The organism is Stenotrophomonas sp. PS02297, assembly GCF_029959705.1.
GTDB lineage: Bacteria > Pseudomonadota > Gammaproteobacteria > Xanthomonadales > Xanthomonadaceae > Stenotrophomonas > Stenotrophomonas nitritireducens.
Genome location: NZ_JASCOS010000160.1, coordinates 1 through 6,289, shown reverse-complemented (window position 1 = coordinate 6,289; position 6,289 = coordinate 1). Strand labels below are relative to the sequence as shown.

At 71.6% G+C, this 6,289-nt stretch carries 7 protein-coding genes; 5 read left to right on the top strand and 2 right to left on the bottom strand.

What is annotated here, in order from left to right; all coding sequences use genetic code 11:
- Positions 1 to 709: 709 nt before the first annotated feature.
- The 5 genes from QMX80_RS17820 to thiL all read left to right on the top strand — a co-directional run bounded on the left by QMX80_RS17820 (position 710) and on the right by thiL (position 4,598).
- A complete protein-coding gene (locus tag QMX80_RS17820; RefSeq protein WP_273080787.1) occupies positions 710 to 1,312 on the top strand; it encodes a riboflavin synthase in 603 nt (200 codons plus the stop codon).
- Complete coding sequence (ribB, locus tag QMX80_RS17815) at positions 1,309 to 2,409, top strand: 3,4-dihydroxy-2-butanone-4-phosphate synthase (RefSeq protein WP_055765958.1); 1,101 nt, start codon at positions 1,309 to 1,311, stop codon at positions 2,407 to 2,409. The genes QMX80_RS17820 and ribB overlap by 4 nt, the downstream gene beginning before the upstream one ends.
- Positions 2,410 to 2,583: 174 nt before the next feature.
- Positions 2,584 to 3,051, top strand: a complete 468-nt coding sequence (gene ribH, locus QMX80_RS17810) for a 6,7-dimethyl-8-ribityllumazine synthase (protein WP_055765955.1) — start codon at positions 2,584 to 2,586, stop codon at positions 3,049 to 3,051.
- Positions 3,048 to 3,527 (top strand): transcription antitermination factor NusB, encoded by a 480-nt coding sequence (gene nusB, locus QMX80_RS17805; RefSeq protein WP_055765952.1) that lies wholly within the window; start codon positions 3,048 to 3,050, stop codon positions 3,525 to 3,527. Before ribH ends, nusB begins: the two co-directional genes overlap by 4 nt.
- A gap of 96 nt (positions 3,528 to 3,623) precedes the next feature.
- On the top strand, positions 3,624 to 4,598 hold the full coding sequence (thiL, locus tag QMX80_RS17800) for a thiamine-phosphate kinase (RefSeq protein ID WP_282278509.1): 975 nt from the start codon (positions 3,624 to 3,626) through the stop codon (positions 4,596 to 4,598).
- A gap of 55 nt (positions 4,599 to 4,653) precedes the next feature.
- Here thiL and QMX80_RS17795 read toward each other — a convergent pair whose 3' ends face one another.
- Both QMX80_RS17795 and QMX80_RS17790 read right to left on the bottom strand, forming a co-directional pair.
- Entirely contained in the window at positions 4,654 to 4,860 is a 207-nt protein-coding gene (locus QMX80_RS17795) for a hypothetical protein (RefSeq protein ID WP_282278507.1), read from the bottom strand.
- A gap of 171 nt (positions 4,861 to 5,031) precedes the next feature.
- Positions 5,032 to 6,288 carry an FAD-linked oxidase C-terminal domain-containing protein gene (locus QMX80_RS17790; protein ID WP_282278506.1) on the bottom strand — a complete coding sequence of 419 codons (1,257 nt, stop codon included), beginning with the start codon at positions 6,286 to 6,288 and terminating at the stop codon, positions 5,032 to 5,034.
- Position 6,289 lies beyond the last annotated feature (1 nt).

Sequence of the window (6,289 nt, the reverse complement as noted above, 5' to 3'; positions counted from 1 at the left end):
GCGCTACAGCCCCCGCCGCCTTGTAGAGCGGGGCAACGCCCCGCTGGGGCATTACCGGGCCAGCTCGCCGGGCGCCGCCCGGCGCTACAGCCCCCGCCGCCTTGTAGGGCGGGGCAACGCCCCGCTGGGGCATTACCGGGCCAGCTCGCCGGGCGCTGCCTGACGCTACAGCCCCTTCCGCCTTGTAGAGCGGGGCACCGCCCCGCTGGGGTTTTCCCGGCAATGCACCGGCAGATGCGATGCCGCGCTCCGCGGAACACTGCCATCCATCCGCCAGACAGGTCCGCGGGGGGCCGGCTGGTACAATGCGCCGGCCGGTTCGCCGGCAACCACGAACGTCTTCAGGGCGGGGTGTAATTCCCCACCGGCGGTAGGTGCGCGGTTCCCCCGGGAACCTGCACGAGCCCGCGAGCGCCGAGGCCGGCACGCGAGTCACTGCACTCGCGGATACCCATGCATCGCATGCGCGGGTTCCAACGGCCGAGGGTCAGCAGATCCGGTCCGATGCCGGAGCCGACGGTTGGCGACGCCGCGAACGCGGTGCCGCCTAGAGTCCGGATGAAAGAAGACGGCCCGCGCGCGGCCCGGCCGTGCGCGCGCCTGTTTGCCTTGTGGCGTTTTTCGCTCTCCAACCGCGGGAAACGTTCATGAAAACCCTCTGCATTTCTCTTCCGGTCTTCCGGTTCGCCTCCACCACGGAGGTGCGCTGATGTTCACCGGCATCATCGAAGGCGTCGGCCGCCTGGCCGCGCATGAGCCCGTCGGCGGCGATGTCCGCTTCACCTTCGAGGTCGGCAGCCTGCCGTTCGACAACGTGCAGCGGGGCGAAAGCATCGCGGTCAACGGCGTGTGCCTGACCGTGATCGCGTTCGACGCCGGCTCGTTCCAGGCCGACGCCTCGACCGAGACCCTGGGCCTGACCACGCTGGGCCGCCTGGCCGTGGGCGCGGCGATCAACCTCGAGCGCGCGATGCGCCCGACCGACCGCCTCGGTGGCCACCTGGTCAGCGGCCACGTCGACGGCATCGGCAGGGTGCTGTCGATCCACGACGACGCGCGCGCGCAGCGCTGGCGCTTCGCCGCGCCGGCGCCGCTGCTCAGGTACATCGCCAAGAAGGGCTCGATCTGCGTCGATGGCGTCAGCCTCACCGTCAACGAGGCCGACGACGCCGGCTTCGAGGTGGCGTTGATCCCGCACACCGTCGCCCATACCCGTTTCGCCCACACCGGCGTCGACGACGCCGTCAATCTGGAAATCGACCTGGTGGCGCGCTATGTCGAGCGCCTGCTGGGCCAGGGAGCCACCGCATGAACTTCGCCCCCGTCCCCGAACTGCTGGAAGAGATCCGTGCCGGCCGCATGGTGGTGATCGTCGACGACGAGGACCGCGAGAATGAAGGCGACCTGATCATGGCCGCCGAGCTGGTCAAGCCGTCGGACATCAATTTCATGGTCACCCATGGCCGCGGCCTGGTGTGCCTGCCGCTGACCCGCGAGCGCGCCGGGCAGCTCGGGCTGGCGCCGATGGTGCGCGCCAATACCGCGCAGTTCCAGACCAACTTCACTGTCAGCATCGAAGCCGCAGAGGGCGTGACCACGGGCATCTCGGCCGCCGACCGCGCCCATACCATCCGCACCGCGGTGAAGCCCGACGCCAGGCCGTCGGACCTGCACCAGCCGGGCCATATCTTCCCGTTGATCGCCCAGCCCGGCGGCGTGCTGACCCGCGCCGGGCACACCGAGGCCGGCGTCGACCTGGCCATGCTGGCCGGGCTGGAACCGGCCGGCGTGCTGGTGGAGATCCTCAACCCCGACGGCACCATGGCGCGGCGTCCGGAGCTGGAAGTGTTCGCGCGCGAGCATGGGCTGAAGATGGGTTCCATCGCCGACCTGATCGCCTGGCGGCTGGCCACCGAGCACACCGTGGAGCGGGTGGACGAGCGCGGGATCGACACAGAGTTCGGCGCGTTCAAGCTGGTCACCTACCGCGACCGCATCGCCCACGACCTGCACTTCGCGCTGGTCAAGGGCCAGCCGGACAAGGACACGCCGACCCTGGTCCGCGTGCAGGTGGAGAACCCGCTGGCCGACCTGCTGCACTGGCGCCGCGACGATTTCGGCGTGGCCGCCACCGATGCGCTGCGCGCCATCGCCGCCGAAGGCCAGGGCGTGATGGTGGTGCTCTCGGCTCCGCGCGATTCCGACGCGCTGCTGGCGCGCCTGCGCCGCGAACCCGAGGTGCGCCCGGCCGGCAAGGACAAGGACGTGGGTCAGTGGCGCCGCAACGGCGCCGGCGCGCAGATCCTGGCCGACCTCGGCCTGGGCAGGCTGCGCGTGCTCGGCACCCCGCGCCGGCAGATCGGCCTGGCCGGCTACGGCCTTGAGATCGTCGAGACCGTGCAGCCCTGACGACCCCTCCCGCAGGAGCGGCTTCAGCCGTGCCGGGGTGTCCCGAAGAACCACAACCCTCGCCATCGCAGGCGCAGGGGACGTGGCCGCGGGGATCCCATCGCAGCTGAAGCCGCTCCTACGGGAAGGCGACCTACACGGTAAACTGACCCACCTTTTGGATCGCTACGCCCCATGAGCCACTACGAAGGCGACCTCCGCCCGGCCGGAACGGCCCGTTTCGTCATCATCGCCAGCCGCTGGAACGCCCGCATCACCGATGTGCTGGTGGCCGGTGCGCGGCAGAGCCTGGCTGGCAACGGCATCGGCGAGGACGCCATCGACGTGGTGCGCGTGCCTGGCGCCTGGGAGATCCCGCTGGTCGCCGCGCGCCTGGCCGCCGCCGGCCGGCATGCGGCCATCATCACCCTGGGCTGCGTGATCCGCGGCGATACCCGCCACTACGAGCACGTGGCCGACCGCTGCGCCGAAGGCCTGATGCGCGCGCAGCTGGACTTCGGCGTGCCGGTGCTCAACGGCGTGCTGGCGGTCGAGCGCGTGGAGGATGCCGAGGCCCGCGCCGGCGGCAGCCACGGCAACAAGGGCGAGGAAGCCGCATTGGCGGCATTGGAAATGGTCAATCTTCTGGAGCAGCTGCCATGAGCAACAAGAACCACGGCAAGCCTGCCGGCAAACCCTTCCGCCGCGACGGCGTCGATCCGGTGCTGCGCTCGCGCGCGCGCCGGCGCGCGCTGCAGGCGATCTACGCCTGGCAGATCTCCGGCGGCAACGCCGAGTCGCTGCTGGCCCAGTTCGCCCACGAACAGGCGCACGAAGTGGCCGACCTGGCCTACTTCGAGAACCTGCTGCGCGGCGTGCTCGACCACCGCCGCGAACTGGACGAGGCGCTTGTGCCGTTCCTCGACCGTCCGGTCGAAGAGGTCGACGCGATCGAGCGCGCGGTGCTGCGCGTGGCCGCTTACGAACTGCGCCACCGCATGGACGTGCCGTACCGGGTGGTGATCAACGAGGCCATCGAGACCGCCAAGCGGTTCGGCTCCGAGCATGGCCACACCTACGTCAACGGCGTGCTGGACCGCGCCGCCGTGGAATGGCGCAAGGTCGAATCGGGCCAGTGACACCGCCGCCGGTGCGCGACCGCGCCGGCCGGATCCACCACGACGCCGGGGCCGGCTGCATCGGCACCGGCGTTTTCGTTCCAGGAATGCCTGCGCATGAGCCTTGACGAGTTCGTACTGATCGAACGCATCGCGCGCCGCACCCATGCGCGCGACGACATCGCGCTGGGCATCGGCGACGACGCGGCCCTGCTGCGGCCCGCGGCGGACCAACAGTTGGCGGTCACCGCCGACACGCTTAACGCCGGCGTGCATTTCCCCGCCGAGAGCGCGCCGGCCGATATCGGCTGGAAGGCGCTGGCGGTCAATCTCTCCGACCTGGCGGCGATGGGCGCCGCTCCGGCCTGGTGCACGCTGTCGTTGTCCCTGCCGCAGGCCGAGGCCGCTTGGCTGGACCCGTTCGCCGACGGGCTGTTCGCGCTGGCCGATGCCAGCGGCATCGCCGTGGTTGGCGGCGATACCACGCGCGGACCGCTGTCGATCTCGATCACCGCGATGGGACAGGTGCCGGCCGGGCAGGCGCTGCGCCGCGACGGCGCGCGGGTGGGCGACGACATCTGGATCAGCGGTCATCCCGGCGAGGCCGCCGGCGCGCTGCGGCTCTGGCAGCAGGGCCGGCTGGACGTGCGCCATGCCGCGGCCGATGACGCTCACGAACGCCTGCGCCAGCGCCTGCAGCGGCCGACGCCGCGGTTGGAACTCGGGTTGGCGCTGCGCGGGCTGGCGCACGCGGCGGCCGATGTATCCGATGGGTTGCTGGCCGACCTGGGCCACATCGCGGCGCGCAGCGGCGTGGCCGCGGTGGTGGAGGCCGACGCCATGCCGCTGTCGCCGGCACTGCGCGCCGCGCTCGGCTTCGATGCCGCGCTGGACTGCGCGCTGCGCGGCGGCGACGACTACGAGCTGTGTTTCACCGCCGCGCCAGAACGGCGCGAGGCGCTGGGTGCGTTGTCATCGAGCCTGGCGTTGCCGTTGACGCGCGTCGGCGTGATCGCCGAGGGCCGTGGCGTCCGCTGCGAGGGCGATGCCGGCGACGGGCGTGCCAGCGGCTACCGCCACTTCGCGGAGTAGGTCGGGCGTCGCGTTTCCCTGCCCGCGTCGTGCCGGCCAGCGCGCTCCGGTCGGGTCATGCGCATCGCCTGGGAAATGCAGCACTTCGCTTACCGGACGTCGCCTTGCCGCACGGCACGCTGCCGGTTTGCGGCAGGAGTTGGCGGGCGAAGGCCGGGGGGAATGCCGCGTCGTCGTGGAAATGCGCCGGCACCGCGTCCGCGTCATGCGGTTTCCATGCCGCGGCCCGGCATGCGGCGAACTGCGAGGGAGCGATATCCATGGCCCGCACTCGTCTGATTTCGGGGTCGGCCATGTCCGGGCGGCGCTCAGGCCGGGATTGCTTCCTGATACCTGACGATCCGGAAGCTGCGCGTCGGGGGGGCGTGGATCCGACCTGCCGTTGGCCGGAAAAAGCGGGCGGCCCCGCTTCTCGGCCGTCTCCCGCAGGTCGTCACCCAGGTGGCAACACCTTGCCTGGATTGAGGATGCCGTCGGGGTCCAGCGCCCGCTTGATCGCGCGCATCGTTGCCAGCGTGGCGGGGGTGAAGGCCTGCGCCATGAAGTCGCGCTTGGCCAGGCCGATGCCGTGTTCGCCGGACAGCGTGCCGCCCAGCGCGAGCGTCAGCGCGAACACCTCCGGCAGCGCCGCCTGCGCGCGCGCGTTCTCGCCGGCATCGTCCGGGTGGTAGAGGATGTTCACGTGCAGGTTGCCGTTGCCGGCATGGCCGAAGGTGACGATGGGCAGCGCGAAGCGCGCCGACAGCGCCTGCACGCCGGCCACCAGGTCGGGGATGCGCGAGACAGGCACCACCACGTCCTCGTTGATCTTGCCCGGCGCGATGCTCTTCAGTGCCGGCGACAATGCGCGCCGCGCCGCCCACAGCTGTTCGCGCGCGCTGCCATCCATCGCCACGTCCAGCGCCAGCAGGCCATCGCCTTCGGCGGCCTGGGCCAGCGCATGCAGCACATTGGGCAGGGTGTCGTCGTCGCCGTCGGCGTCGATCAGCAGCATCGCGCCGGCGTCGGGCACCTGCGCGCCATTGCGGCGCAGCAGTTCCAGGCTGCGCGCATCCATGAACTCCAGCGTGGTTGGCGTGGCCGGCTGCGTCATCACCCGCGACACCGCGGCTGCCGCGCTCTCGGCGTCGCGGTACAGCACGCGCAGCCCGGCCTGCGCGCGCGGGCGCGGCGCCAGTTTCAACGTGGCTTCGACGATCAGCGCCAGCGTGCCTTCGCTGCCGACGAGCAGGTGGGTGAGGTCGTAGCCGGTGGCGTCCTTGGTCCACGGGCCGCCGCATTCGATGAGTTCGCCGGCGCCGGTCACCGCTACCAGCCCGAGCACGTTGTCGCGGGTGGTGCCGTACTTCACCGCGCGCGGGCCGCCGGCATTGGTGGCCAGATTGCCGCCGATGCTGCAGATCTCGAAGCTGGACGGGTCCGGCGGCCAGAACAGGCCGTGCGGCTGCAGCGCCTGCTGCAGATCGCCGTTGAGCACGCCCGGCTCGACCACCGCGCAGCGGTCGCCGGGGCGCAGCGCGAGGATGTGGTTCATGCGCGCGAACGACAGCACGATGCCGCCGGCGGTCGGTACCGCCGCGCCGGTGGTGCCGGTGCCGGTGCCGCGCCCGACCAGCGGCACGCCGTGCGCGCGGCCCGCGCGCCCGCTGGCCTGCCCCGGTTCGCGGCTTTCCGGCAGCGCCCCGCCCAGC